The sequence below is a fragment of the Bradyrhizobium betae genome (genome assembly GCF_004123905.1).
Lineage (GTDB): Bacteria > Pseudomonadota > Alphaproteobacteria > Rhizobiales > Xanthobacteraceae > Bradyrhizobium > Bradyrhizobium betae_A.
Map to the genome: position 1 here is coordinate 63,308 of NZ_MZXW01000022.1, position 24,591 is coordinate 87,898.

Genomic DNA, 24,591 nt, shown 5'->3' on the forward strand with positions numbered 1-24,591 from the left:
CCTTCGCCCGCTTCGCGGGCGACGGCTTGGCAGGCCCGCCCTCAATCCCCCGGCCTGCCCGGCAGCAGCGGCACCGCGTCGATCCACACCGCGGCCGACTGGCACCAGATCTGCCGCACGGGCCGCAATTTGTCGCGCTGGCGGATCGAGCCCCAGCGGATGCCCCAATCGGCGGCCTGGTCGCCCTCGCCGCTGGTGAACAGCGGGGAACCGCAATTGGCGCAGAAATGCTGGAAGCGCATCCGGCCGTTGTCGCCGCGCTTGCCGTAGACCTTTGGGGTACCGGCGGTCAGCCTGACGTCGGCAGCGGTGCAGATCGCGGTGACCCGGAACGGCGATCCGGTCAGTGCCTGGCAATCGGTGCAGTGACACACCGAAACGCCCTCCGGATCGATCTCGGCCTCGAAGGTGATCCGCCCGCAATGGCATTGACCGTCGACCTGCATCGCATCCCCTTTCTCAAAACAAAAACGGCGCCCGAAGGCGCCGTTTTATCATCATTCGCTGAAACCTAGTGAGCGGTCAGGCCGCCGGCGGCTTCGTCGCCGTCGGGCTTCACCGTCACCTTGGTGTCCTCTTCCCAGACGATCGGCACCGGCTTCTTCACCAGCGCCTTGGCGACGACGTCGTCGAGGCGCGAGACCGGGATGATCTCCATGCCGCCCTTGATCGCATCGGAAATCTCCGTGAGATCCTTGGCGTTGTCCTCGGGGATCAGCACCGTCTTGATGCCGCCGCGGGCCGCAGCCAGCAGCTTCTCCTTGAGGCCGCCGATCGGCAGCACGCGACCGCGCAGCGTGATCTCGCCGGTCATCGCGACATCGTGGCGAACCGGAATGCCGGTCATGACCGAGATGATCGCGGTGGCCATCGCCACGCCGGCCGACGGACCGTCCTTCGGCGTCGCGCCTTCCGGCACGTGCACGTGGATGTCGCGGCGGTCGAACAGCGGCGGCTCGATGCCGTAGACGATCGCGCGCGAGCGGACGTAGGACGCCGCCGCCGAAATCGACTCCTTCATGACGTCGCGCAAGTTTCCGGTGACCGTCATCTTGCCCTTGCCGGGCATCATGACGCCTTCGATGGTCAGGAGTTCGCCGCCGACATCGGTCCAGGCAAGTCCGGTGACGATGCCAACCTGCGGCTCGCTCTCGATCTCGCCGTAGCGGTACTTCGGCACGCCGAGCAGCTCTTCCAGAGTCTTCTCGGTGACCTTGACCGACTTCTTCTTGGAGATCATCAGCTCCTTCACCGCCTTGCGGGCCAGTGTGGAGAGCTCACGCTCCAGGTTACGCACGCCCGCTTCGCGGGTGTAGCGGCGGATCAACAGCAGAAGCGCGTCGTCGTCGATCGAGAACTCCTTGGAGTCCAGGCCGTGCTTGGAGACTGCGGTCGGGATCAGATGCTTGCGCGCGATCTCGACCTTCTCGTTCTCGGTATAGCCCGCGATCCGGATGATCTCCATGCGGTCCATCAGCGGGCCCGGAATATTGAGCGTATTCGCGGTCGTGATGAACATCACGTTGGACAGATCGTAGTCGACCTCGAGATAGTGGTCGTTGAACGTCCCGTTCTGCTCGGGGTCCAGGACCTCGAGCAAGGCCGACGACGGATCGCCGCGGAAATCGGCGCCCATCTTGTCGATCTCGTCCAGCAGGAACAGCGGATTGGACGACTTCGCCTTCCGCATCGACTGGATGATCTTGCCGGGCATCGAACCGATATAGGTGCGGCGGTGACCGCGGATCTCGGCCTCGTCGCGCACGCCACCGAGCGAGACGCGCACGAATTCGCGCCCCGTCGCCTTCGCAATCGACTTGCCGAGCGAGGTCTTGCCGACGCCGGGAGGCCCGACGAGGCACAGGATCGGTCCGGTCAGCTTGTTGGCGCGCGACTGCACCGCGAGATACTCGACGATGCGTTCCTTGACCTTCTCGAGCCCGTAGTGATCGGAGTCGAGGGTCGCCTGCGCCGATTCCAGGTCCTTCTTGACCTTGGACTTCTTGTTCCATGGGATCGACAGCAGCCAGTCCAGATAGTTGCGCACGACGGTCGCTTCCGCGGACATCGGCGACATCTGGCGCAGCTTCTTCAGCTCGTGCTGCGCTTTTTCGCGAGCCTCCTTGGAGAGCTTGGTCTTCGAAATCTTCTCTTCGAGATCGGCGAGCTCGTCGCGACCTTCGTCGTCGCCGAGTTCCTTCTGGATCGCCTTCATCTGCTCGTTGAGATAATACTCGCGCTGGGTCTTCTCCATTTGTCGTTTGACACGAGAACGAATCCGCTTCTCGACCTGCAGCACCGAGATCTCGCTCTCCATCAGGCCCAGCACCTTCTCCAGGCGCGTGGTGACGGACAGCGTTTCCAGGATCTGCTGGCGATCCGCGATCTTGACCGCGAGATGCGAGGCGACGGTGTCGGCGAGCTTGGCGAAATCGGTGATCGCCTGCACGACGCCGACGACCTCGGCCGAGATCTTCTTGTTGAGCTTCACGTAGCTCTCGAAGTCGGACACGACCGAACGCGACAGCGCTTCCGCCTCGACCGACTTTGAATCGGTGTCGGCGAGCGCAACAGCGGTCGCTTCGTAATACTCGCTGCGATCCGTGTACTTCTGCACGCGCGCACGCTCGAGCCCTTCGACCAGCACCTTCACGGTGCCGTCGGGAAGCTTCAAGAGCTGGAGCACGCTGGCGAGCGTACCGGTCTCGTAAATGGCATCGGGCGCCGGATCATCGTCGGACGCGTTCTTCTGCGTCGCAAGCATGATCAGCGCGTCGTTCTTCATCACCTCTTCGAGCGCGCGGATCGACTTCTCGCGACCGACGAAGAGCGGAACGATCATGTGCGGGAAGACGACGATGTCGCGCAGGGGCAGCACGGGATAAGCGTGCGTTTCGCCATGAACGATGGTCGGCCGGGGTTTTGGATTGGTCATGGCCTTTTCCTTTTGCTTTGCCCCCTTGCACGCAGCCCGCCATGTTCATGCGCAACCGCCACAAGGTGCCGAGGTGATCTAAAAAACCGGTCTACCATTCGCAGGTTGGACCAAGCTTGCCAGATCGGAACTGAGGCGAATCTTGAACAGAATTCTCGCTCGCCGCCGACATTAGGTGGCTATCGACCGGGGGGGTGTCAAGTCATTGAAAGACGCGCGCCATCAGGCGCTTACGCACGCGAACAAGCGACGCAACACCGGCTGCGGAGAACTGTTCCGCAGCCGCTACTATCAAAGACAACAGGAAGCGTTCCAGCGCCGGGAAATCAGGCGCTGGCGTTCTCGACCGCGCGATCGGACCGATCGGCGTAGATGTAGAGCGGACGCGCCGTTCCTTCCACGACTTCGCGGGAAATCACGACTTCTTCCACACCTTCCAGACCCGGCAGGTCGAACATGGTCTCGAGCAGGATCGCCTCGAGGATCGAACGCAGACCACGCGCGCCGGTCTTGCGCTCGATCGCCTTGCGGGCGACCGCGCCAAGCGCCTCGTCGGCGAAGGTCAGCTCGATGTTCTCCATCTCGAACAGCCGTTGGTACTGCTTCACCAGCGCGTTCTTCGGCTCGGTCAGGATCTTCTTCAGCGAGGTCTCGTCCAGATCCTCCAGCGTCGCCACGACGGGCAGACGGCCGACGAATTCTGGGATGAGGCCGTACTTCAGGAGATCCTCAGGCTCGACATGACGGAAGATCTCGCCGGTCCGGCGGTCTTCCGGCGCCATCACCTGGGCAGCGAAGCCGATCGAGGTCGACCGTCCACGCGCCGAGATGATCTTCTCGAGGCCGGCGAACGCACCGCCGCAGATGAACAGGATGTTGGTGGTGTCCACCTGCAGGAACTCCTGCTGGGGATGCTTGCGGCCGCCCTGCGGCGGGACCGAAGCCACCGTGCCTTCCATGATCTTCAGCAGCGCCTGCTGCACGCCCTCACCCGACACGTCGCGCGTGATCGAGGGATTGTCGGACTTGCGGCTGATCTTGTCGATTTCGTCGATATAGACGATGCCGCGCTGGGCACGCTCGACATTGTAGTCGGCGGCCTGGAGCAGCTTCAGGATGATGTTCTCGACGTCCTCACCGACATAGCCGGCTTCGGTCAGCGTGGTCGCATCCGCCATCGTGAACGGCACGTCCAGGATACGGGCGAGCGTCTGCGCGAGCAGCGTCTTGCCCGAACCGGTCGGACCGATCAGCAGGATGTTCGACTTCGCTAGCTCGACGTCGTTGTGCTTGGTCTGGTGGTTGAGGCGCTTGTAGTGGTTGTGCACCGCGACCGACAGGACCTTCTTCGCATGGCTCTGTCCGATCACGTAATCGTCCAGCACCTTGCAGATTTCCTTCGGCGTCGGAATGCCGTCGCGCGACTTCACCAGCGAGGATTTGTTCTCCTCACGGATGATGTCCATGCAGAGCTCAACGCACTCGTCGCAAATGAAGACCGTGGGACCCGCGATCAGTTTGCGGACTTCGTGCTGGCTCTTGCCGCAGAACGAGCAATATAGCGTGTTCTTGGAGTCGCTCGTGCCGACCTTACTCATTCATGTCTCCGTCCGCGGTTCGATCCCGTTCCGCTCGATCGCCCCATCCCGACACATCGATCGGTATGAAGCTCAAATAGAGCAAATTCCGTACCAAAAAAGACCCTACGCGTTACACCCCGTGCGAATCACGGTCACTCGATTTCCCGCGATCATAGCCGATCATTCGTAGCCAACCATGCTGTCACCCGACTATCAAGAATTCGCTAATCGGGGGTCGTCGGCTACCCGTGACAATACCGTGATTTCCGGTCTTGGCACGGGCGAAGTGATCGAAATCACCCCGACGTTGCTGGATTGCCACGAAAAACAAGCACGAAAGCGGAACTTTCTGCCTGTCGCAGGGCGCAAAATACCGTTCCACGATGCGCGCACGCGCACTTAACGTGAACGCGCCCCTGACGGTCACAGGCGATCCCAGGGGATCGCCGTTACGATCCAGTAGTGCTACGGGGCCTTCGCCGCCGGCTCTTCGATGCGCTTGTCGATGACCTTGTCGACCAAGCCGAACTCCTTGGCGTCGTTCGCGGTCAGGAACTTGTCGCGCTCCAGCGCGTCCTCGATCGACTTGTAGGTCTGGCCGGTGTGCTTCACGTAGATTTCGTTGAGCCGCTTCTTCAGGTTCAGGATTTCCTGGGCGTGCAGCATGATGTCGGTGGCCTGGCCCTGGAAGCCGCCGGAAGGCTGATGCACCATGATACGCGCGTTCGGCAGCGAGAAGCGCATGTCCTTCTCGCCGGCGGCCAGCAGCAACGAGCCCATCGAGGCCGCCTGCCCCGTGCACAGCGTCGACACCGGCGGGCGGATGAACTGCATGGTGTCGTAGATCGCAAGGCCCGACGTCACCACGCCACCCGGCGAGTTGATGTACATCGAGATTTCCTTCTTCGGATTTTCCGCCTCGAGGAACAACAGCTGCGCGACGACCAGCGTCGACATACCATCCTCGACCGGCCCGGTCAGGAAGATGATGCGCTCCTTCAGCAGGCGCGAGAAAATGTCGTAGGCGCGCTCGCCACGGTTGGTCTGCTCGACCACCATGGGCACGAGGTTCATGTAGGTTTCAACCGGATCGCGCATGAGTCACCTAGGGTTTTCGGACGCGGATACCGCCTGTGTTGGCTGCCAGTTTGGCTGGATTGCCGGAAGGCGATGGACGTCCCGTGATGCAGAACTTGTTGATAGAGAAACTCGGGTACAGGGCGTACCGACAGATATAGCCCAATTCGCGCCAGACAAGTGCGGAGCAAATTAAGGCTTAATCCACCCGGCACTTGAAGCTGATTCTCGCGAAAAGGCCCAGCCAGCCACATGGCTAGCCGGGCCCTTCCGCTGATCATCCTTAATAGAAGGATTGCTCAAAGCCTTCAGGCCGCGGTCTTTTCCGCCTCGTCGTCCTTGTAGAGATCCTCGCGCGAAACCTTCTTCTCGGTCACGTTGGCGAGCTCGAGGATGAAGTCGACGACCTTGTCCTCGTAGATCGGTGCACGAAGCTGGGCCAGCGCCTGGGCGTTGTTGCGATAGAAGTCCCAGACTTCCTTCTCGCGGCCCGGCATCGAGCGCGCGCGCTCGATCACGGCGCGGCCGACCTCGTCGTCGGTCACGGTGATCTTGTTCTTCTCGCCGATCTCGGAGAGCACGAGGCCGAGCCGCACGCGGCGGTCGGCGATCTTGCGGTACTCTTCCTTGGCCTTTTCCTCGGTGGTGTCCTCGTCGGCAAAGGTCTTGCCGGCCGAGTCCATCTCGGCCTTGACCGAGTTCCACATCAGATTGAACTCCTCGTCGACGAGCGACGGCGGCGCCTCGAAGCGATGGGCCTCGTCGAGCTGGTCGAGCAGCGCGCGCTTGACGCGCTGGCGCGTCGCACCCGCGAACTCGGCGGAGAGACGCTCGCGTGCGGCCTCCTTCAGCTTGTCCAGCGATTCGAGGCCGAGCGTCTTGGCGAACTCGTCGTCGATCACGACGTCCTGCGGCGACTCGATCAGGGTCGCGGTGGTCTCGAACTCGGCCGGCTGGCCGGCGAGCTTCTCGTTCATGTAGTTCTTGGGGAACGACACTTTCAGCGTACGGGTCTCGTTGGCGCCGATGCCGACGAGCTGCTCCTCGAAGCCCGGAATGAAGGTGTTGGATCCGATCGCAACCTGGATGCCTTCGCCGGTGCCGCCCTCGAAGAGTTCGCCGTTGATGCTGCCCTTGAAGTTGATGGTGACGCGGTCGCCCGATTCGGCCTTGGCGCCGCCGGCCTTCGCGGCGTAGCCGCGGTTGGTGTCGGCGATGCGCTTGATCGCCTCGTCGACGTCGGTGTCGGAGACGTCAGCGACGGGCTTCTCGACCTGGAAGGCCTTGAAGTCGGCGAGCGCGATCGCGGGCACCACCTCGATCGCGACCGTGTAGGTCAGATCGGTTTTGCCGTTGAGCAGCTCCTCGACCTCGGCCTGCTCGCTCGGCATGGTGATCTTCGGCTCGGTCGCGAGCTTGAAGCCGCGCTCGGAGAACAGCTGCGTGTTGGTGTCGCGAATGGTCTGGTCGATGGTCTCGGCCATCACCGAGCGGCCATAGACCTTCTTGAGATGCGCGACCGGTACCTTGCCGGGACGGAAGCCGTTGATTTTGACCTTGTCCTTGAGGTCGACGAGCTTGGCGCCGGCCTTGGCGTCGAGATCAGACGCGGAAACGCTGATCTTGAACTCGTGCTTCAAACCTTCCGAGAGGGTTTCTGTGACCTGCATGGCGTCCAATCTTCTTCTCGTTCGGTCCCGGCACGCTATCGCGTCGGGACGCTGTCATTAATCGATCCGGCGCGAAGCAGACGCCTCAACGACGGTGGCTCATCGAACCCGGCCCCAGGCGGACAAACATCCGCGCGGAGCGAGGCCCCTCAGTAATCCGTGCAAACGCTGAAAGCGCTTGGTGCGGGCGGAGGGACTCGAACCCCCACAACTTTCGTCACTGGAACCTAAATCCAGCGCGTCTACCAGTTCCGCCACGCCCGCGTAAATTTGCATCAAGACCGGCCGCGATGCCGCGGGCGGCGGGCTTATAGCATGTGCCCGCCTGTTCGCAGCAAAAAAATGGCCGTGTGGACGCCTGCTTGAGGTAAGCATCGCGGCTGGACTTATCCAGCGCCACATGGTCCGCATTGCCGCATGAAAACGCGGATTTTTGCCCCGACGAGACGTGAGGTTTTGGCCGGTCTTGGTGCCTCCCTTGGAGCCTCGGCGGCCGGGCTGACGGCCGGCGGCGCGAGCCCGCTCGTGACCGCCCAGCTTGCGCTTCAGGCAAGGGCAGCGACCCTGGATCTGAGGCCGGGTCAGCCGGCGACACCAATCTGGGAGCTGGCCGCCGTAAGCCACCTTGGGGACGTCCGTCTCAAGCGTTTTGACAGCTGCCAAATGGTGTTCCGGAACGAGCTGCCTGTGCCGCTTGCACCGGTCTGGTACGGCCTGAATGCCCCGGCCGCCACCGATCCGCTTCGGGGGCGCGCGCCGACCGCTCCGGACACGACTGAAACATCAATAATTTCAATATCAAACGCAGGGACCCTGCTGGCTGACTTCCGACTCTTCGAGGACGGCCAGAAGTCCCCCGCGCGCCCGCTTCCGGTCATCGTCGCCGAGTCCAGCCGGGTCGCCGTCGATCGTGACGTGGTCCTCCTGATCGAGGAATGGCGCCTGCGGCCGGACGGGACCGCGCTTCCTCCGGGGCGAGACCCCAAGGACACGACGGCCCTCTATACGGTCAACGGCAAAACTTCATTCGAACTCTCAGCATCAGTCGGCGAGCGGCTGCGACTGCGCTTTATCAACGGCTCCCAACGCTCTGTTCTGGCGATCAAATTGGAAGGCCACGAGGTCCAAATCATGGCCCTCGACGGACAGCCGGCCGAGCCGTTCCCGGCGCGCAACGGCGCCCTGGTGCTGGCCCCCGGCACACGCGCCGACGCCTTTGTGGATGCAGCCGCATCGGCCCCATTCCTGCTCCATGACGGCAAGGAAGCGCGCCAGATCGGAAGCCTCACGATCTCCGGCAAGCTGGATCGCCTGCCGTTGTCGCCTCCCCAGCCACTCCCTTTGAACGACCTGCCCGAGAAGCTGGACCTCCGAGGAGCCCTGCGGTTCGATGTCGCGCTCGGCACCCCCGAGGCCGGTTGGACGCGGCCCGCGAATTTCTCCGTCTCCTCCAACCCCGCCTTCCGCGCCAAAGCCGCCCGCACCGTCGTGCTGGCCCTCAAGAACCCCGCCCCGATCACGACCGTCTTCCACCTGCACGGCCACCATTTCCGCCTGCTCGACAAGCTCGACGACGGCTGGAAGCCCTATTGGCTCGATACGCTCGCAATCGAGCCCGGCCAGACCCAACGCATCGCCTTCGCTGCGACCTCCCCCGGACGATGGCTGCTCGAATCGGTCGTGACCGACTGGGCCGCGCCGCGGCTGGTGCGTTGGTACGCAGTGGAGTGAGCGCCTATTGGCGGGTCCAGAGGTAACGAGCGTCGGGCTCTCGCTCCTCGTTCCGCGCCCCGTCGGTCTGCTCGACCAACGCAAATCCGCGCGCTTCGTAGAAGCGTCGCGCCGACGCGTTGCGCTGGAAGGTCCAGAGCTCCAGCCGTTCGCAGGAGTCTTTGGCGACCTGGAGGAGTTCGGTGCCGACGCCGCGGCCTTGAGCCGCGGGAAGCACGTAGAGCTGCTCGACCCATCCGTCACGGAAAGCAATGATGCCTCTCAGGAGATCATCATCGAAATGTCCCCACAGGCGGCACACCGGAAAGACGCGCTCGCGATAGAACCAGCGGTCCTCGTCCGGCGTATGCAGCCCAACGAGCCACGGCATCGCATGGTCGAACGCAATCCGGTGGACCTGCGCGGCGGCGCCCATGTCGGTGAGCGCGAGTTGCCTCAGCACTAATACTCCACCCCGAGCGCACCGTAGATCCGCCGGTGCACGGCCGGCAGTGTCTCGGTCAGATCCTCCGCGATCAGGCCCGGCCCGGCCTCGCTTGCCGCCTCGCCATGCATCCACACGCCGATGCTGGCGGCCTCGAACGGCGGCACGCCTTGCGCCAGCAGGCCCGCGATGATGCCGGCGAGCACGTCACCGGCGCCGGCGGTGGCGAGCCAGGGCGGCGCGTTGGCGGCGATGGTGGCGCGGCCGTCGGGGGCGGCGATGGTGGTGTCCGGGCCCTTCAGCAGCACCACTGCGCCGCAGCGCTCGGCGGCGGCGCGGACGCGCTCGAGCTTGGAGCGGCCCGGATTCTTGTTGCTGAGGTCGGAGAACAGGCGCGGAAACTCGCCCTCATGCGGCGTCAGCACCACCGCACTGTCCCCAGAGGATTTGATCGATTCAAACAGCCGCTCGGGATTCGCGGCAAAGCTCGTCAGCGCATCCGCGTCCAGCACCAGATGCCGCTGCGCGTTAAGCGCGGTATGGACCATGTCGCAGGTGCGATCACCGACGCCTGCACCGGGGCCGATGATGCAGGTGTTGTAGCGCTTGTCGCCAAGCAGCTCGCCGAATTCAACCGCGGTGTCGACGGGGCGTACCATCACCGCGGTGAGCGCAGCCGCATTGATGGCAAGCGCATCGCGTGGGCTCGCGAGCGTCACCAGGCCCGCCCCCGCACGCAATGCACCGCGCGCGGCAAGCCGCGCGGCGCCGGTCGCGGCCATATCGCCGGAGACCGCGAGCACATGCCCCCGTGCGTATTTATGGCCGTCGATGCGCGGCAGCGGAAAGGCCGCGCCCCAGAAATCCGGATCGTTCTCGAAGATCTCAGGCCTGATCTCGTCCAGCACCTGTGCGTCGATGCCGATCTCGGCGACACGCACATGCCCGCAATGCATGCGGCCCGGCAGCAGCAAATGCGCCGGCTTCTTGCGGAAGAAGGTGACGGTCTCGGTGGCGTTGACGGCAACGCCGAGCACGGCCGCGCTGGTGCCGTTGATGCCGCTTGGCAGGTCGACCGCCAGCACCGGCGCGCCGTTGGCGTTGATGGCCTCGATCATGGCGCGCGCCTCGCCCTCGACGGAACGGCTGAGGCCCGCGCCGAACAGCGCATCGATGATCAGCGCCGGCTTGCCGATCGCCTGCGGATTGAACGGCAGCACCGGGTGCTTCCAGCCGCGTGCGGCCGAGGCCGCATCGCCCTGGAGCTGGTCGCGCTCGCACATCAGGATGATCGAGACCTCGCGGCCCTGGGCGGCGAGCTCGGCCGCCGCGACAAAACCGTCGCCGCCATTGTTGCCGGGGCCGGCTACGATCAGGATCGGCCCCTCCTCCACCAGCGCAGTGGCGGCCTCAGCGACCGCCTGGCCTGCGCTCAGCATCAGCTTGAAGCCGGGCGTGCCGGCCGCGATCGAGAGCTGGTCGGCCCGCTGCATTTCAGCGTTGGTCAGAACTTCCATGCCACTTCCCTGGTCCAAACGCCTTTACAACAGGCACGTTCCGTGCCGATCCATACACCGGAACAATGATCTGCATAGAAATTGAACCGTTTGCCTATTTCATAGTCTGCGGTATTTTAGGCCGGTCGGCTCCACCTATCAGGGATGCTCGTTAAAAGGCTGATAACGCTCCAATAATCAGGGCATTTGCAACTTGGCATAGACCCTGCTTTCGAGGAAGCCGCTTCGGTTCGTCGTGCTCACTGGCATTCATCAGGGTGTGACCGGCCGCCGCTGGGCTGGTCAGGCATCCCGGCATAGCGAAGACAAGATCGTGCGTTAAGAAAAGCGCATCCTGACGAAAACGTTGCTATTTGATCGACAGGCCGGGAGGCGCGCAGTGAAGAAAATCGAAGCCATCATCAAGCCGTTCAAGCTCGACGAGGTGAAGGAAGCGCTTCAGGAAGTCGGCCTTCAGGGCATCACGGTGACCGAGGCCAAGGGCTTTGGCCGGCAGAAGGGCCACGCCGAGCTCTACCGCGGCGCAGAATACATCGTCGACTTCCTGCCCAAGGTGAAGATCGAGATCGTGATCGGCGACGATCTGGTCGAGCGCGCCATCGACGCGATCCGCCGCGCCGCGCAAACCGGGCGCATTGGCGACGGCAAGATTTTCGTCTCCAATATCGAAGAGGCGATCCGCATCCGGACCGGCGAATCCGGGCTGGACGCTATCTGAGCCGGGTGCTATCCCGCATTTTGCGACACTCTGACAAGAAAAAGGCTGCTTCGGCGGCCTGATTTTGTTTGTGCGGTCGTGCGCGAACTCGCCAAAAGCGAGAACAATCCTGCTCACCTGGAAACCGACCCGCAGAGCCAAAAGGGGTATGCATGAAGACCGCCAAAGACGTCCTGAAATCGATCAAGGACAACGACGTCAAGTACGTCGACCTGCGCTTCACCGATCCGCGCGGCAAGTGGCAGCATGTGACGTTCGACGTCAGCATGATCGATGAAGATATCTTCGCCGAAGGGACGATGTTCGACGGCTCCTCGATCGCCGGCTGGAAGGCGATCAACGAGTCCGACATGTGCCTGATGCCGGATCCGGTGACAGCGACGATCGATCCGTTCTTCGCCGAGACCACCATGGTCATCACCTGCGACGTGCTCGAGCCGACTACCGGCGAGCCCTACAACCGTGACCCCCGCGGCATCGCCAAGAAGGCGGAAGCCATGGTGAAGTCGATGGGCGTGGGCGACAGCGTGTTCGTCGGCCCAGAAGCCGAGTTCTTCGTGTTCGACGACGTGCGCTTCTCGAGCGGTCCCTACAACACCGGTTTCCGCCTCGATTCCTCGGAGCTGCCGACCAACTCCGACACCGAATATGAAGGCGGCAATCTCGGCCACCGCGTCCGCACGAAGGGCGGTTACTTCCCGGTGCCGCCGCAGGACTCGGTGCAGGACATGCGTTCGGAAATGCTCGGCGCCATGGCCAAGATGGGCGTCAAGGTCGAGAAGCATCACCACGAGGTCGCTTCCGCCCAGCACGAGCTCGGCATGAAGTTCGACACGCTGACGCTGATGGCCGACCACCTGCAGATCTACAAATATTGCATCCACCAGGTCGCGCATATCTACGGCAAGACCGCCACCTTCATGCCGAAGCCGGTCTATGGCGACAACGGCTCGGGCATGCACGTGCATCAGTCGATCTGGAAGGACGGCAAGCCGGTGTTCGCCGGCAACAAATACGCCGACCTGTCGGAGACCTGCCTCCACTATATCGGCGGCATCATCAAGCACGCCAAGGCGATCAACGCCTTCACCAACCCGTCGACCAACTCCTACAAGCGTCTGGTCCCGGGCTATGAGGCCCCCGTGCTGCTCGCCTACTCCGCGCGCAACCGGTCGGCCTCGTGCCGCATCCCCTACACGGCGAACCCGAAGGCCAAGCGCGTCGAGGTCCGCTTCCCCGATCCGCTCGCCAATCCCTATCTCGGCTTCGCCGCGATGCTGATGGCCGGCCTCGACGGCATCAAGAACAAGATCGATCCGGGTCCGGCGATGGACAAGGACCTCTACGATCTGCCGAAGGAGGAGCTGAAGCAGATCCCGACGGTGTGCGGCTCGCTCCGCGAGGCGCTGGAAAACCTCGACAAGGACCGCGGCTTCCTCAAGGCCGGCGGCGTGTTCGACGACGACTTCATCGACGCTTACATCGAGCTGAAGATGACCGAAGTCGCCCGCTTCGAAATGACCCCGCACCCGGTCGAGTTCGACATGTACTATTCGGGCTAAGCAGCCCGAACTGGACACGACACGCGAAAGGCGCCCCTCGGGGCGCCTTTTTGTTTTGGGGGAGTAAGATGGGGTAAAGCCCTTGCGAAACCCATCATCTCGCTCCTTGCAAGGGACGATGGGTTTCGCTTCCGCTCTACCATCCTACCAAGTCGCGATGAAGGCCTTCTGAAGCTCGGCCGGAAGCTGATAGGTCGCGCGCTTGCTACGGGTTGTCACGCCGCGGCATGAAATGGTCGAGCAGGCCCGTTGGCAGCGGAAAGACGACTGTCGACGACCGTTCGCCCGCGATGTCGTGCAGAGCCGCGAAATAACGTAGCTGCATCGCCTGCGGCTCCTGCGCGAGAATCCGGCCAGCCTCGACGAGCTTTTCGGCAGCCTGCTGCTCGCCCATCGCATTGATCACCTTGGCACGCCGCAACCGCTCCGCCTCCGCCTGCTTGGCGATCGCACGCACCATGGTTTCGTTCAGATCAATGTCCTTGATCTCTATGCCGGTGACCTTGATGCCCCAGACGTCGGTCTGCTTGTCGAGGATCTCCTGGATGTCGGCATTCAACCGGTCGCGCTCGGCAAGCATCTCGTCGAGCTCGTGCTTGCCGAGCACCGAGCGCAGCGTGGTCTGTGCGAGCTGGCTGGTGGCGGCCATGTAATCGCCGACCTTGATGATGGCCCGTTCGGGGTCGACGATGCGGAAGTACAGAACCGCGTTGACCTTGACGGACACGTTGTCCCGCGAAATCACGTCCTGGGGCGGCACGACCTGCACCATCACCCTGAGATCGACCTTGACGAGTTGCTGCACGATCGGAATGAGGATGATGAGGCCGGGGCCCTTCACGCCGGTAAAGCGGCCGAGCGTAAAGACGACGCCGCGCTCGTATTCGCGCAGGATTCGAATGGCTTGGGATAGAAATATGACGACGAGCAGCGCGAGCGCCGCATAGGTCGAATATTCCAGCATCATGATGTACCTCCCTCGCCGGTTGGTGCGCGCCGGATCAGCAGCGTCAGGTCGATGACGCTGGTGACTTCGGCCGTCTCTCCGGGCTTGAACGTTTCGGCGCCGCGCGCCCGCCAGCGCTCACCATGGGCGAAGACATGGCCTTCGCTGCCGTTCCAGTCGAGAACCTCGGCGGCCAAGCCTCGCATGGCCTGCGCGCCGACCCGTTCGGGAGCCTTGGCGGCGCGCCGAAGCGAACCAAGCACGACGAGCGCAAAGCCGACGAATACGGCCGCAGTGATTCCGATCGCCCACCACGACAGGTGGTAGCCAGGCGCCTCGCCCCTGAAAAGCATTAGCGCCCCCAGCACGAAACCGATGATCCCTCCGAGACCGATCACCACGGTCGGGTTGAAGGCTTCGACCGTGAGGAGCACGAGTCCAATCAACATCAGGGCAAGGCCGGCATAGTTGACCGGCAGCAAATTGAGTGCATAGAGACCAATCAGCAGGCAGATCGCTCCAACGACTCCCGGGGCGACCGCACCGGGAGACATGAACTCGAAGATCAGGCCGTAAATGCCGACCATCAGGAGAATGAACGCCACATTCGGATCGGTGATGACGGCCAGGAAGCGCGATATCCATCCGGGGTCGATGGCTTCAACGACGGCATCCTTCGTCGCGAGGCGTTGCGTCTTGCCGCCCGCAATTTCGACGACGCGACCATCGATTTGTCCGAGCAATTCGGCCGGATCGCGCGCGACGAGCTCAATGGCGTGAGCCTGCAACGCGCCGTTGGCGGACAGGGTGGCGGCTTCACGGACGGCCTTCTCGGCCCAATCGGCGTTGCGGCCGCGCAGTTCGGCGAGGCTGCGGATAAAAGCGACGGCATCGTTCGTCGCCTTCGCAGTCATCGCGTCCTTCGGCTCGTCCTTCTTGTCTTTGCTATCCTTGTCCGGCGGTCCGCTCGGCAGTCCCGGCAACGGCCCGCCAATCTGCACCGGCGTCGCGGCACCGATATTGGTGCCTGGCGCCATCGCCGCGATGTGGGTCGCATAAAGGATATAGGTCCCCGCGCTCGCCGCATGGGCGCCGGAGGGAGCGACGTAACCGACGACGGGGATGGGCGAGGCCAGCACATCCGCGATGATCTCGCGCATGCTGGAATTGAGGCCGCCGGGCGTGTTCATTCGCAGAATCACGACCTCGGCACGCCGTTCGCCTGCCTGGCCCAGGGCTTCCTTCACGTAGCTGGCCGACGCAGGGCCAATGGCCCCGTCGATCGTAACAGTCAGTGCAAGATGGCTGCTCTCCTCCGCTGAGCTCGGAAGGAGGCAGCAGATCAAAGCCACGACGCCAATCGCCGCAACGAGGGCCGCCTTCATGGTCTGCACGGCAGGGCTCCCTTGCAGAGCATATGGTGCGCGTCTCGCGAACCTCAATGCAGCCGTGCGCAGGTCTTGTTGTGATTGTGCAACGCAATGGAAATCGCCTCCGCAGATCGGTTGAGCACAGGGCGCGAGCGGACCAAGCCTTGACCAAATCTTGACCAAGTGTTGGGCTGATCCGCCACGCACTCTGCGCTGCTACGGCCGCGGGGCCCGCACGCCGTCCGCCCCGATCGCACCGAACGTGCCGGCGATGATCTCGTTCGTCGGCTGCATGCCGCCAAGCGACCAGTGCGACGGCTCCTGCTCCTCGATCCTGACCCAGACGTTGCGGCGGAATTCCGGATTGCCCTGCCCTTCGACCTCGACCAGGAGGTCGGTGACGCGTTCGAGCAGCGTCTTCTTCTGCGCGGCGTCCAGAATGCCGCGGACGGTGGAAATAGTGATGTAAGGCATGTCTTTCTCCAATCATGTCGTGTGACGACGGCAGGAGATTGAGCCGGACATGCCGGCAATAGCAGTGGCGGATAAGACAGAGATCAGGCAATTTCCGCCACGGCGCCCGTGCGCCGATCGGCTAGCATCACCGCATCGCATCTGGAGGTCCCATGAAGCTCGCAATCCTGGCACTGGAAGGTTGCATGCATTCGGCAATCGCGGGGATCGCCGACATCCTCTCGCTCACCAATCACGTGATTCAGCAAAGCGGCGCGAAAACGCGGTTCGCGTGGCAAACGCTTTCGCTCGACGGCAAGGACGTGCGCGCCGGCGGCGGCCAGATCGTCGCGGTCGACGGCGCGATCGGCAAGCGCGCGAGCTTCGATGCGATCCTCGTCCCCGGCAACCTCGTCGATCACGTCACGGCCGAGCGCCTGCAACCGCAATATGCGCGCGCCGGCGCCTGGCTCCGCCGGCAGCATGCGAACGGCCGGCTGATCGGCGCATTTTGCAGCGGCGTATTCCTACTTGCCGGCGCCGGCCTGCTCGACAACCGCCGCGCCACCATCACCTGGTGGCTGCAAGGGGAGCTGCGGCAGCGTCATCCCGCGGTCGACCTTGCCGCCGACGCCGTCGTCACCGTGGCGGACCGCATCGTCTGCGCGGCCGGGCCGATGTCGTGGGTCGACCTCCTGCTCCGCCTGATCGAGATGGTCGACGGCAAGGCGATCGCAAAACTCTGCGCGGACTACGTCGTCATCGACACCGCGCAGCGCACCCAATCGATCTTCATGCCGGTCGGCTATCTGCTCTCGCAGGACCCGCTACTGACCAAAGCCGATCTGCTGGTTCGCCGCACCGGCAAGAGCCCGATGACGGTCAAGCGCCTTGCCGACGCGCTCGGGCTGAGCGAACGCACGCTGAACCGAAAATTTCAGGAGCTCACGCGCGAGCCGCCGCAGGCCTTCATCATGCGCCGCCGCGTCGAGCAGGCGCGCACGCTGCTGGAGACAACGGCGCAGCCGATCAAGACCATCGCGCGCACAGCCGGCTATGAGGACGAGAGCAGCTTCCGCAAGGCGTTCCGCAAGCTGACACTGATGTCGCCGCAGGCCTACCGCGCGCGACGGATGGAGCGGGCGGCGTAACAGAGCGGAGCACCGCGCCGGCTGTGGGGCCAATGGCAAGCGCTAGAGGCGTCCCTCTCGGGAACCCGACTCTCTCAGCATAAAGTAGAGGCCGCCCCAGGAGAGAACATGAGCGTACCGGAAATCATTCGACGAGCCACCGAAATCGGGGAACGAAACGGCAAGATCACCTTCGACGAATTGAATGAACTGTGCGGCAACGGGATAGAGCCCGAAGACATCGAACGCATTCTGAACGCTCTGAGCGATGCGGAAGTCTGGATCGAGGAAGGGTGATGCAGTGGCCTCCGCCCAACCTACGGCTGGAGCTTGACCTGTTGAAGCCAGCTGCAACTTCCGCCCGTCCCGAATATCCAGATGCTTGAGTCGGAATGCGGGAGCATGAACGAAGCGCGCCCGGACGATCCGTCGCAAATTTGCTCTGTTGCATTTGGAAGAAGATCGCGGACAACTTTGCCTGCTGCGGGCTCGAGATAAAAAAATTCGGTGCCTTCCGCAGCAACACAGAAGGTGATGAGACCTCCTTCTCGAGGGATCAGGACGGCACGCGGGCAAGGCATTGGTCCCACGCGACGTTGAACGATGGTCTCCGGAATGACGTTCTGCCAAACGACCTGGCCTTGGGCAGTCAAACGGGTAACGCTCAGTGCCTTGGCCGAGGGCGTCTTCGACATCGGCTCAGTCCAGGCGCTGGCCGCGAAAATATCTCCGCGTCCCGAACCGACCTTCATCAGCCAGGAAGCGCCCGGCCTGCCCCATCGTCACGGACGACATGGTGATCCAAAAGTTGTCCTTCGGTCTCGAAACGCCACAAAGCCACGCGCGCACCGGCGCCTTTCGCCTCTCCCTCGACCGCCTCGAAGGCCATCACCGCAATCAGATCATTCAACACAGCGACCGACGCGATTTCGCCTAACCCAAATGTCTTCTCCCAGAGGATTTCTCCATCGCCAGATATCCGCGCGAGCCAATTTGCATCATCTTCTCGCCCGATGATGACCGCGTCACCGGAGGGCAAGATCGCCATATCGAATATTGAGTTCTCACGCTTTCGCGCAATTACAACTTCCCAAACCAAATGCCCATCCGGGCCGACCTTTGCGAGGTAGGCATCTGACAAAGGAGCGCTGGCGTACGATCGCCCTTTGTTCGTCGTCCCGCCGATCCAGATCGAGCCGTCGGCCGCCGCTGCCGAGTGGATGGCGTAGGGATCAAGCATCTTGACGGTCTTAAGCGGAACGCGCGATCAACGCCAAGTGCGTTCGCGCCAATCATCAATGACAGGCGCTTCTCGCGGTCTTGAAGCACGAGAACGGCCGTTCCGTTTGCGGCTGGTGCAACGTCCCGTATCGTGACGTCTGGAATGGACCAAAGATATTTTGACGACGATATCAGCCCATTGCCGATGCTCGGCTCGGCCGACAGGGCTCCGTTCAGACAGGCGAGCGAGCCAAGGGCAAACATAAAGCGCCTGATTTCCGAAAGACCTGCGCCCGGCTCTGCGCAGCAGCGTAAGAACGCTGCAGCGCGTCCGGGACACGCGCGAGAACTACGCCGCGGCCTTCTGCCGTTCGACCATCGCCTCACCAAAAGCCTCGAACAGCTTCCGGTTGACCGGATTTTGCTGCGGGTCGTATTCGGCGTGCCATTGCACGCCGAGCGCGAAGGTCGGGGCTTCCGCGATGCGGATCGCCTCGATGGTGCCGTCCTCGGCGATTCCTTCGATCAGCACGCGCTTGCCGGGGTCCAAAATGCCCTGGCCGTGCAGCGAATTGACCCTGATCTTCTCGCAGCCGAGCAGTCTTGCGAACGCACCGCCGGGCGTGAGGTCGACGTCGTGACGGTCGGCAAACACCACGGTCGGATCGGGATGGATCTCGCCGTTCTCGAGCCGGGGCATGCGGTGGTTCATGCGGCCGGGGATTTCGCGGATCTCGGGGTGCAACGAGCCGCCGAAGGCGACGTTCATCTCCTGCAGTCCGCGGCAGATGCCGAACAGCGGAACGCCGCGGGCGACGCAGGCGACCGAAAGCGCCAGCGCGACCTCGTCGCGATGGATATCGTAGGGTTCGTGCCGTTCGCACGGATCGACATTGAAGCGAGTCGGATGGACGTTGGCACGGGCGCCGGTGAGCACGATCCCGTCGACCACGTCGAGCAGCGCGCCAATATCGGTGATATCAGGCGCGCCCGCGAACATCATCGGCAAGCCACCAGAAACCTCGGCCACCGCGCGCAAATTGCGCTCGCCGACCATCTGGACCTGAAATCGATTTTCGACGCGATGGGCATTCCCGATCACGCCGACGACCGGCTTTCTCATCTCCCGTTCCGACCTCCTGCCGAAAAAGATTCTCCAAACATGCCCCTCCGATGGAACAAATTCAACAGAAGGGATCGCGGGACGGCAATGCTATTTTCGCGCAAAGGCGGCCAAGGCCCCCTAGAGGCACCCTTTTGCCCCGGTCGCGTTGGCTTTGAGGCCAGGCCAGCGCCGCCCGGCTTGATCCCCGACGGCAATTCGCGAAAGAGTGCTCGGTACAGCCCCGAAAAGGATCCGATGTGACCATTCCCAGAGATGAACGGCCCCGGACCCGCAGCGATCTCGCGCGAGATCAGGCCTGGGCCATCTCGGTCGGCGGCAGCGGTATCGTGCTGTTCACGGCGCTGCTCGCCTTCACCTGGTATTTTGCCGCCACCCTGCTGCTGATCTTCGCCGGCATGCTGCTCGGCGTCGGCCTCAACGCGCTGACAAACGCGCTCGGCCGCCGCGTGCACCTGCCTCATCCGGTCCGGCTCGCGATCGTCTGCGCCGTGCTTGCGGTGCTGCTTGCGGGTGTCGCCTATCTCGGCGGCGCCACCATCGCCGAGCAGGCCTCGGTGCTGAGCAAGACCATCAGGTCGCAGATCAGCAACGTCCGCTCCTTCCTGGAGAACCACGGCGTCGACACCAGCGTGTTCGATCTCGGCAATGCCGCGCCCGTCGCCTCAGGCGACGCCGGCGCGACGCCCGCCCCGAGCCCGGCCTCCCATGGCGGATTGCCCGGCGGTGCCGGCGCGCTGGCCTCGAGTGGCGGGGCGATCGTGAGTCAGACCTTCAAGCTGCTGTTCGGCGCGATCAGCGCCGTCGGCAACATCTTCATCGTGCTGTTTCTCGGGCTCGCCTTCGCCGCCCAGCCCAGCGTCTATCACGACGGTCTGTTGTTCCTCGCGCCCGCAAAGCATCGCACGCGCGTGGCCCTGATCATCGACCGCATCAGCGAAACGCTGGAGCGCTGGCTGATCGCGCAGATCGTGGTGATGATCGCGGTCGGCCTCGTGACCTGGATCGGGCTTGCCATCATCGGCATTCCCGGCTCGTTCATCCTGGGGATCCAGGCCGGCCTGCTTGCCTTCATCCCGACCGTCGGCGCCATCATCGCCGGCGTCGTCGTGGTGCTGGCGAGCCTGGCCTCGGGCTGGATCCCGGCGCTGTCGGCCTTCATCCTCTTCATGGGTGTGCACGCCATGGAGAGCTACGTGCTGACGCCGATCCTGCAGCGCCAGGCGCTCGACATCCCGCCGGCGACGCTGTTCGCGTTCCAGATCCTGCTCGGCGTCGTCTTCGGAATCTGGGGCCTCGCGCTGGCGCTGCCGCTGGTCGCCATCGCCAAGGTCATGATCGACCATTTCAAGACGTATGAGGCGCCCCCTCTGGCGGAGGCGGCTTGACCCTTCACGTCGTCAGCACGGTCTCGGTGTGCTCGACCTCGGGGGGCGCGGCAAAATACTGGCCGACGAGGCCACGCCATTCGGTGAAATTCTCGGAGCCGCGGAAATCCACCGTGTGGCTCTCCAGCGTTTCCCATTTCACCATCAGCCGGTAACGCTGCGGCTTCTCGATCGACTTGTGCAGCTCAAAACCGTGAAAGCCCTTGGCGCGGCCGAAGGCAGCCTTGGCCTTGGCGACGGCGGCCTCAAAGTCCTTCTCGCTGCCCGGCTTGACGTCGATTTGCGCGATCTCGGTGATCATCGGTTTCCACCCATTATTGTTCGATGAGCGTGTCTACCGCAGCTTCGGGCAAAGAAAAAGGCACCGAAACGGCGCCCTGCCAAGTCCAAAACCAAGTCCAAAACCAGGACCAAAAATGCAGGTCACTCAGGCGAACAGCAGCACCGTGGCCGCCACGACCAGCGCACAGCCGGCGAACAGCGCGATCGGCCAATAGCTGCGGCTCTGCATGTAGCGCCCCTGGGCGCGGCGCTCGGCGATGAGCGCCGTCTCATACTCGTCCGCGGTCGAGAACACACAGGCGAAGCCGCCACGTGCCGAAGCCGCGTGAGCTTCGAGCGACATCAGGGCAGCCTGCGGATTCTGTCGACGGATCGATTCCATGACCGCAATGGTAGGGATCGAACGGTAAACAGGGGATTACCGCGAGGCCCCCCCGCGTATCAGGCTGTCGCCGGCTGTGCCTTGGATTGTCCCTTGGGCACACCGACCCGCGCTGCGCTCTGGCGGCGCCAGTTCTCCAGCGACAGCGGCAGCTCCTCCGCCGCCTCGACGCGATTACGGCCGCCGCGCTTGGCCTGGTAGAGCGCGGTGTCGGCCGAGGCCAGCAGCACCTCGAGCTCGGTGCCGGCCGGACCGCCGGCGACGCCGATGCTGACGGTGGTGTCGACCGGGCCTTCATCGACGACGACGCCGGAGGCCTCGAAGGCTTCGCGCACGCGCTCGGCGACCAGCACGCCCTCTTCCAGCGAACACGGCAAGAGAGCGGCGAATTCCTCGCCGCCGATGCGGCCCGACATGTCGGTCATGCGCAGATTGCTGACAACGACGGTGGAGAACAACTTCAGCATCTCGTCGCCGGCGGGATGGCCAAAGCGATCGTTGATCGACTTGAAATGATCGATGTCGAAGATCATCACGGTCACGGGACGCCCGGCCTTGGCCTCGCGCTCGATCACACGGCCGCAGGCTTCCGAAAAGCCGCGGCGGTTGAGCATGCCGGTCAGGGGATCGGTCGACGCGGCGGTCCGATGCGCGGTCACCGTGCGCTCGGACACCAGCATGAAGATCACGAACACGGTGCCGACGGCATAGAGGATCAGCTCGACCGCGAATACGGTGACCCAGATGCTCGTGGAGAAACCGGCATCGTGCGGGCGCAGGAAACTGCCGAGCAGGATCGGCAACATCAAGACGCAGCCGTGCATCACCGGCACCACGAAGGCCGGCCAGCGCCGTTGCAGGCTCTTGCGCCGTTCGACCCAGAGCTCGCTCGCGGTCAGCGCCGCATAGACCGAGACGATGCCGGCGCCGACGATCATGCGCACTATGGACGCCGCGGGATCGAGCAGCGTGGCGGCCGCGGCCCAGGCGAGCGCGCCGACGAGAAGGCCCGGCCAGTTCGGCTTGCGGCCGTGGAAGACGCGCGCCGCATTCCACACCATGCCGCAGGCGACGAAGCCGACCGCGTTCAGCGCAAGGTAAAGATGCGGGCCGAGCTTGTCGCCGGCCACAGTCCACAGCGCAACGGAAGCGGCGCCGAGGAGATACGCGGTGCCCCACCATTTCAGCGCAGGACTGTTTTCCTGCCTGCCAAAGAATACCATCATGGCGCCGAGCAGTGCGGCAACCATGGTGGCAACCAAATAGAGCGTGATGCTATCGAGCGACATCATGTCGGCCCCCTCTTAAAACATAGCAATTACGCGATCGGCACATCCGATTTGCGCGCCCTTCCAAATGCGACGCTATGTCCGCGAAGTTCCATTCAGGTTTTCATGCAAGAGCAAGTTTTCGGGAAACACGTCATCAATTTGCATACAAACGAACAGCAAAAAGGGCGCTGAAATCAGCGCCCTTTTGCATCTCATTGAAGCCGCTTTCGCGGCGAATGCGACCGAAGCGATTAACGCTTCGAGAACTGGAAGGACCGGCGGGCCTTGGCCTTGCCGTACTTCTTGCGCTCGACGACTCGGGAGTCGCGGGTCAGGAAGCCGCCCTTCTTGAGCACGGTACGCAGCTCCGGCTCGAAATAGGTGAGCGCCTTGGAGATACCATGACGGACCGCGCCAGCCTGACCGGACAGACCACCGCCGGCGACGGTGCAGATCACGTCATACTGGCCGGAACGTGCGGCCACCGAGAACGGTTGCTCGATCATCATGCGCAACACGGGACGGGCGAAATAGACCTCGACCTCGCGCGCGTTGACCGTGACCTTGCCGGCACCCGGCTTGATCCAGACGCGGGCGACCGCGTCCTTGCGCTTGCCGGTGGCGTAGGCGCGGTTGAACTTGTCGACCTTCTTCTCGTGCTTGGGCGCGTCGGGCGCGACCGCCGTCTTGAGCTGCGAGAGCTGGTCGAGCGACTGAATGGATTCGGCCATGATTATGCGGCCCTCGTGTTCTTGCGGTTCAACTTGGCGATGTCGAGCTTCTCGGGCGTCTGCGCCTCGTGCGGATGATCGGCGCCGCCGTAGACACGGAGGTTGCCCATCTGCACGCGACCGAGCGGACCACGGGGGATCATGCGCTCGACGGCCTTCTCGAGCACGCGCTCGGGATGCTTGCCCTCGAGGATCTGGCGCGCGGTGCGCTCCTTCACGTGGCCGACATAGCCGGTGTGCTTGTAATAGGTCTTCTGCTCGCGCTTGCGACCGGTGAGGACCGCATGCTGCGCGTTGATGATGATGACGTTGTCGCCGCAATCAACGTGCGGGGTGTAGATCGGGAGGTGCTTGCCGCGCAGGCGCATGGCGACGATGGTGGCGAGGCGGCCGACGACCAGACCTTTGGCGTCGATCAGCACCCACTTCTTCGTCACCTCAGCCGGCTTTGCCGAAAAGGTTTTCATGTCAGAGTTTCCGTGGACGGGGAGCATCGGCGCGAACACCGCACCGGACTGCGAGGTTTTCTAGAGAAGAGACCCGCAACGGTCAATGCCCGAGGATGGAAATTAATCAATACAAATCAACGACTTAAAAATATGGTACGATACTACCTGCGAAAAGCTCAAACATTTGGAATGGAATAGGTCGAGGTGACATGGGCGATCGGGTCCGGCGAACTGCCGGACAGGAGCTTCACCTCCCCGACCGCCAGGCGCTTGCCGAGCTTGAGAAGCCGCGCCTCCGCCAGCACGTCCTGCCCGGGCTGGCCCTTGCGCAGGAAATTGATGTTGAGATTGGTGGTGACCGCGAGCCCGATCGGCCCGATTGCGGACAGCAGCACCACGTACATCGCGAAATCGGCAAGCGTCATCAGCGTCGGACCGGACACGGTTCCGCCCGGCCGCAGCATCCTTTCGCTGTAGCGCTGCCGCAGAAGGCAGGTCTGGCCGTCCGCACTCTCGATCGTGATGTCGTCGCCGCTGAAGGCCTGGGGAAACTCGTCACGGAGAAACTGCTCGACCTCCGCCACGCTCATTTTCGCTAACGCCATGCTTCGCCTCACCCTCGCTTCACATC

26 protein-coding genes and 1 tRNA gene are annotated in these 24,591 nt (G+C 63.3%); 7 read left to right on the forward strand and 20 right to left on the reverse strand.

The features are described 5' to 3' along the window. Positions 1 to 41: 41 nt before the first annotated feature. The 3 genes from B5V03_RS19880 to clpX all read right to left on the reverse strand — a co-directional run bounded on the left by B5V03_RS19880 (position 42) and on the right by clpX (position 4,533). Positions 42 to 446, reverse strand: coding sequence for a GFA family protein (locus tag B5V03_RS19880; RefSeq protein ID WP_129272103.1), 405 nt, complete (start codon positions 444 to 446; stop codon positions 42 to 44). 65 nt (positions 447 to 511) lie between these two features. Further along, the gene (gene lon, locus B5V03_RS19885; protein WP_129272104.1) at positions 512 to 2,935 is read right to left on the reverse strand and encodes an endopeptidase La; all 2,424 of its coding nucleotides are present in this window, start codon (positions 2,933 to 2,935) and stop codon (positions 512 to 514) included. Positions 2,936 to 3,261: 326 nt separating this feature from the next. Further along, a complete protein-coding gene (clpX, locus tag B5V03_RS19890; RefSeq protein WP_018320118.1) occupies positions 3,262 to 4,533 on the reverse strand; it encodes an ATP-dependent Clp protease ATP-binding subunit ClpX in 1,272 nt (423 codons plus the stop codon). Positions 4,534 to 4,711: 178 nt separating this feature from the next. Between clpX and B5V03_RS19895 the strand changes: the two genes are divergently transcribed. Further along, complete coding sequence (locus B5V03_RS19895; protein ID WP_129272105.1) at positions 4,712 to 4,918, forward strand: hypothetical protein; 207 nt, start codon at positions 4,712 to 4,714, stop codon at positions 4,916 to 4,918. Between the two features lie 62 nt (positions 4,919 to 4,980). Here the strand turns inward: B5V03_RS19895 and B5V03_RS19900 are convergent, their stop codons facing one another. The 3 genes from B5V03_RS19900 to B5V03_RS19910 form a co-directional block, all read right to left on the reverse strand. Further along, positions 4,981 to 5,613, reverse strand: a complete 633-nt coding sequence (locus tag B5V03_RS19900; RefSeq protein WP_129272106.1) for an ATP-dependent Clp protease proteolytic subunit — start codon at positions 5,611 to 5,613, stop codon at positions 4,981 to 4,983. 287 nt (positions 5,614 to 5,900) lie between these two features. Further along, positions 5,901 to 7,262: a trigger factor gene (gene tig, locus B5V03_RS19905; protein WP_129272107.1), complete on the reverse strand. Its 1,362-nt coding sequence runs from the start codon at positions 7,260 to 7,262 to the stop codon at positions 5,901 to 5,903. 179 nt (positions 7,263 to 7,441) lie between these two features. Next, positions 7,442 to 7,526, reverse strand: a tRNA-Leu gene (locus B5V03_RS19910). A 153-nt stretch (positions 7,527 to 7,679) separates the two neighbouring features. On the opposite strand from B5V03_RS19910, the gene B5V03_RS19915 reads away from it, so the two are divergent. After that, the gene (locus tag B5V03_RS19915) at positions 7,680 to 8,993 is read left to right on the forward strand and encodes a multicopper oxidase domain-containing protein (protein ID WP_129272108.1); all 1,314 of its coding nucleotides are present in this window, start codon (positions 7,680 to 7,682) and stop codon (positions 8,991 to 8,993) included. Positions 8,994 to 8,997: 4 nt separating this feature from the next. On the opposite strand, the gene B5V03_RS19920 is transcribed toward B5V03_RS19915, so the two are convergent. Together B5V03_RS19920 and B5V03_RS19925 are read right to left on the reverse strand one after the other, a co-directional pair. Next, positions 8,998 to 9,435, reverse strand: coding sequence for a GNAT family N-acetyltransferase (locus B5V03_RS19920; RefSeq protein WP_206736168.1), 438 nt, complete (start codon positions 9,433 to 9,435; stop codon positions 8,998 to 9,000). Beyond that, positions 9,435 to 10,934, reverse strand: coding sequence for an NAD(P)H-hydrate dehydratase (locus B5V03_RS19925; protein WP_129272109.1), 1,500 nt, complete (start codon positions 10,932 to 10,934; stop codon positions 9,435 to 9,437). Before B5V03_RS19925 ends, B5V03_RS19920 begins: the two co-directional genes overlap by 1 nt. A gap of 379 nt (positions 10,935 to 11,313) precedes the next feature. Between B5V03_RS19925 and B5V03_RS19930 the strand changes: the two genes are divergently transcribed. Together B5V03_RS19930 and glnA are read left to right on the forward strand one after the other, a co-directional pair. Next, the gene (locus tag B5V03_RS19930; protein WP_007603495.1) at positions 11,314 to 11,652 is read left to right on the forward strand and encodes a P-II family nitrogen regulator; all 339 of its coding nucleotides are present in this window, start codon (positions 11,314 to 11,316) and stop codon (positions 11,650 to 11,652) included. A 152-nt stretch (positions 11,653 to 11,804) separates the two neighbouring features. Continuing rightward, positions 11,805 to 13,214, forward strand: coding sequence for a type I glutamate--ammonia ligase (gene glnA / locus B5V03_RS19935; RefSeq protein WP_129272110.1), 1,410 nt, complete (start codon positions 11,805 to 11,807; stop codon positions 13,212 to 13,214). Positions 13,215 to 13,419: 205 nt separating this feature from the next. Here glnA and B5V03_RS19940 read toward each other — a convergent pair whose 3' ends face one another. The 3 genes from B5V03_RS19940 to B5V03_RS19950 form a co-directional block, all read right to left on the reverse strand. Next, complete coding sequence (locus B5V03_RS19940; protein ID WP_129272111.1) at positions 13,420 to 14,181, reverse strand: slipin family protein; 762 nt, start codon at positions 14,179 to 14,181, stop codon at positions 13,420 to 13,422. Then, the gene (locus B5V03_RS19945; RefSeq protein ID WP_129272391.1) at positions 14,178 to 15,554 is read right to left on the reverse strand and encodes an NfeD family protein; all 1,377 of its coding nucleotides are present in this window, start codon (positions 15,552 to 15,554) and stop codon (positions 14,178 to 14,180) included. Before B5V03_RS19945 ends, B5V03_RS19940 begins: the two co-directional genes overlap by 4 nt. A gap of 192 nt (positions 15,555 to 15,746) precedes the next feature. Next, positions 15,747 to 16,004: a tautomerase family protein gene (locus B5V03_RS19950; RefSeq protein ID WP_129272112.1), complete on the reverse strand. Its 258-nt coding sequence runs from the start codon at positions 16,002 to 16,004 to the stop codon at positions 15,747 to 15,749. Positions 16,005 to 16,156: 152 nt separating this feature from the next. On the opposite strand from B5V03_RS19950, the gene B5V03_RS42755 reads away from it, so the two are divergent. Beyond that, entirely contained in the window at positions 16,157 to 17,134 is a 978-nt protein-coding gene (locus B5V03_RS42755) for a GlxA family transcriptional regulator (protein ID WP_129272113.1), read from the forward strand. A gap of 108 nt (positions 17,135 to 17,242) precedes the next feature. After that, positions 17,243 to 17,410: an RNA polymerase subunit sigma-70 gene (locus tag B5V03_RS19960; RefSeq protein WP_129272114.1), complete on the forward strand. Its 168-nt coding sequence runs from the start codon at positions 17,243 to 17,245 to the stop codon at positions 17,408 to 17,410. A 20-nt stretch (positions 17,411 to 17,430) separates the two neighbouring features. Here the strand turns inward: B5V03_RS19960 and B5V03_RS19965 are convergent, their stop codons facing one another. The 3 genes from B5V03_RS19965 to B5V03_RS19975 form a co-directional block, all read right to left on the reverse strand. Continuing rightward, the gene (locus B5V03_RS19965) at positions 17,431 to 17,865 is read right to left on the reverse strand and encodes a hypothetical protein (protein ID WP_129272115.1); all 435 of its coding nucleotides are present in this window, start codon (positions 17,863 to 17,865) and stop codon (positions 17,431 to 17,433) included. After that, positions 17,865 to 18,353, reverse strand: a complete 489-nt coding sequence (locus B5V03_RS19970) for a hypothetical protein (RefSeq protein WP_129272116.1) — start codon at positions 18,351 to 18,353, stop codon at positions 17,865 to 17,867. Before B5V03_RS19970 ends, B5V03_RS19965 begins: the two co-directional genes overlap by 1 nt. A gap of 330 nt (positions 18,354 to 18,683) precedes the next feature. Beyond that, positions 18,684 to 19,457: a gamma-glutamyl-gamma-aminobutyrate hydrolase family protein gene (locus tag B5V03_RS19975; RefSeq protein ID WP_129272117.1), complete on the reverse strand. Its 774-nt coding sequence runs from the start codon at positions 19,455 to 19,457 to the stop codon at positions 18,684 to 18,686. Between the two features lie 239 nt (positions 19,458 to 19,696). On the opposite strand from B5V03_RS19975, the gene B5V03_RS19980 reads away from it, so the two are divergent. After that, entirely contained in the window at positions 19,697 to 20,845 is a 1,149-nt protein-coding gene (locus B5V03_RS19980) for an AI-2E family transporter (RefSeq protein ID WP_129272118.1), read from the forward strand. Positions 20,846 to 20,849: 4 nt separating this feature from the next. Here B5V03_RS19980 and B5V03_RS19985 read toward each other — a convergent pair whose 3' ends face one another. The 6 genes from B5V03_RS19985 to B5V03_RS20010 form a co-directional block, all read right to left on the reverse strand. After that, positions 20,850 to 21,146 carry an antibiotic biosynthesis monooxygenase family protein gene (locus B5V03_RS19985; protein ID WP_129272119.1) on the reverse strand — a complete coding sequence of 99 codons (297 nt, stop codon included), beginning with the start codon at positions 21,144 to 21,146 and terminating at the stop codon, positions 20,850 to 20,852. 126 nt (positions 21,147 to 21,272) lie between these two features. After that, the gene (locus tag B5V03_RS19990; protein WP_129272120.1) at positions 21,273 to 21,509 is read right to left on the reverse strand and encodes a hypothetical protein; all 237 of its coding nucleotides are present in this window, start codon (positions 21,507 to 21,509) and stop codon (positions 21,273 to 21,275) included. A 59-nt stretch (positions 21,510 to 21,568) separates the two neighbouring features. Then, positions 21,569 to 22,801: a GGDEF domain-containing protein gene (locus tag B5V03_RS19995; RefSeq protein WP_129272121.1), complete on the reverse strand. Its 1,233-nt coding sequence runs from the start codon at positions 22,799 to 22,801 to the stop codon at positions 21,569 to 21,571. A gap of 230 nt (positions 22,802 to 23,031) precedes the next feature. Continuing rightward, positions 23,032 to 23,511, reverse strand: coding sequence for a 30S ribosomal protein S9 (rpsI, locus tag B5V03_RS20000; protein ID WP_129272122.1), 480 nt, complete (start codon positions 23,509 to 23,511; stop codon positions 23,032 to 23,034). Positions 23,512 to 23,513: 2 nt separating this feature from the next. Then, the gene (rplM, locus tag B5V03_RS20005) at positions 23,514 to 23,978 is read right to left on the reverse strand and encodes a 50S ribosomal protein L13 (RefSeq protein ID WP_129272123.1); all 465 of its coding nucleotides are present in this window, start codon (positions 23,976 to 23,978) and stop codon (positions 23,514 to 23,516) included. A gap of 158 nt (positions 23,979 to 24,136) precedes the next feature. Next, positions 24,137 to 24,565 (reverse strand): PaaI family thioesterase, encoded by a 429-nt coding sequence (locus B5V03_RS20010; RefSeq protein WP_129272124.1) that lies wholly within the window; start codon positions 24,563 to 24,565, stop codon positions 24,137 to 24,139. Between the last annotated feature and the right edge of the window lie 26 nt (positions 24,566 to 24,591).